This window comes from Coprococcus intestinihominis, assembly GCF_040096555.1.
Lineage (GTDB): Bacteria > Bacillota > Clostridia > Lachnospirales > Lachnospiraceae > Coprococcus_A > Coprococcus_A intestinihominis.
Genome location: NZ_JBBMEK010000421.1, coordinates 1 through 1,560, shown reverse-complemented (window position 1 = coordinate 1,560; position 1,560 = coordinate 1). Strand labels below are relative to the sequence as shown.

The 1,560-nt window shown below is 45.0% G+C and carries 1 protein-coding gene and 1 pseudogene; both read right to left on the bottom strand.

Annotation, left to right across the window (positions count from 1 at the left end):
* Positions 1-577: pseudogene (locus WMO25_RS17860) on the bottom strand (23S rRNA (uracil(1939)-C(5))-methyltransferase RlmD); the annotation flags it as partial.
* Positions 578-582: 5 nt separating this feature from the next.
* Positions 583-1,491: a radical SAM protein gene (locus WMO25_RS17855; protein ID WP_349086556.1), complete on the bottom strand. Its 909-nt coding sequence runs from the start codon at positions 1,489-1,491 to the stop codon at positions 583-585.
* Positions 1,492-1,560: the final 69 nt, after the last annotated feature.

Below are 1,560 nucleotides of genomic sequence, written 5' to 3'. Positions count from 1 at the left end.
AATTATTCTTAGAAGGGAAAACAGGAGAGGATGCAACCAGCACAACCATGATCTCACCGCTTGTAAAACCACGGCGAATTAATACGTGTCTGAGGAGTCCGTAGCCTGAATCCTCGTTGTAAGTTTTAATCTTGAAAGATCTAAGAAGTCCGCGGATTGTCTGGATAATCGCATCGGATTTTTCATCATCAATCAGGCAGCTTTCCACAGGAACAACTTTGTGGGTGCCTTCCTGATAAGTACCGGCGATGGCTTTGCCTTTTTCAAATGCAAAAACAGCATGTACTTTGTTGCGGTAATGAAGCGGGTCTTTCATACCGATGATCGGAAGCACCGTTCCGAACTTGCCCAGAAGCATGTTGGCCTGTCGTTGTTTCAGAGATAACTGTTTTTTGTAAGCCATGCCCTGGTACTGGCAGCCGCCGCACTTTTTGTGGACAGGACAGACATCAGATGCCTTTTTTGAATCGTTCTGTTTCGGAAAATTATGTTTTTCAGAGGCCTTGCCTGAAGATGAATGGTTTAAACCGGATGATTTTCCAACCGGCTTATCAGTTGCTTTTTTCTTGTTGTACATAAATATTAAACTCCTTCGTTGTCAAATGGTGGAATGAAACTTTCTTTGGCAGTTTCACCTTCCTGGATAAAACCGTTTTCAACACCGATGTCAATGGCGTAGTCAACCAAAGCATCATAATCGGAAGCGGAAATTGTATGATTGAGTTCCGGATAATCTGAAAGCAGTTCAGAAACCGGAGTAAATTGGTTCATGATACTGATATAAATCTTGTCTCCGTAGATTTCGTGGAGATAGTGAATGACTTTTCTGGAATCCTCCATGCATCCGGGCAGTGTCAGATGCCGGACGATGATGCCCTTTTGAATGATACCGTTGTCGTCAAAGACGGGATCACCAGCCTGTTCATACATGAATTGAAGCGCCTGACAGGCCACTGTAAAATAGTCCGGTGCATGGGAATATTTTCTGGATAATTCAGGACTATAATACTTAAAATCCGGCAACCAGACATCGACATGGTCAGAAAGAATACGCAGAGCAGTCAGAGAAGAATAGCCGCTGCAGTTGCAGATGATTGGCAGATGCAGTCCCATTGCCTTGGCCATAGCAAGGGCCAGTGCAATGGATGGGGCATAGTGCTCCGGTGTGACAAGGTTGATATTGTTGGCACCTTTTATTTGAAGTTCCAGAAAAATATCGGCCAGTCTCTCTATAGAAATCCTCTTGCCGCTCTGGCCGGCAGCAATGGCATGATTCTGACAGAAGACACAGCCCACACTGCATCCGGAGAAAAAGACTGCGCCTGAACCGGCTTTACCTGAAATACAGGGTTCTTCCCACATATGAAGTGCGGCCCGGGCAACCTTGAGATCGGCCGGCATATGGCAGAATCCGGTTTGTCCGTGTTGTCTGTCAGCTTTGCAGTTCCTGGGACAGAGCTGACAGGATGTATATAAATCTAATAGTGACATAAATCACGCTCCATTGTTCAAGTGCTGCGCAGATACGCGCAGTGTATAATTTATAAAAATGTTTTCATT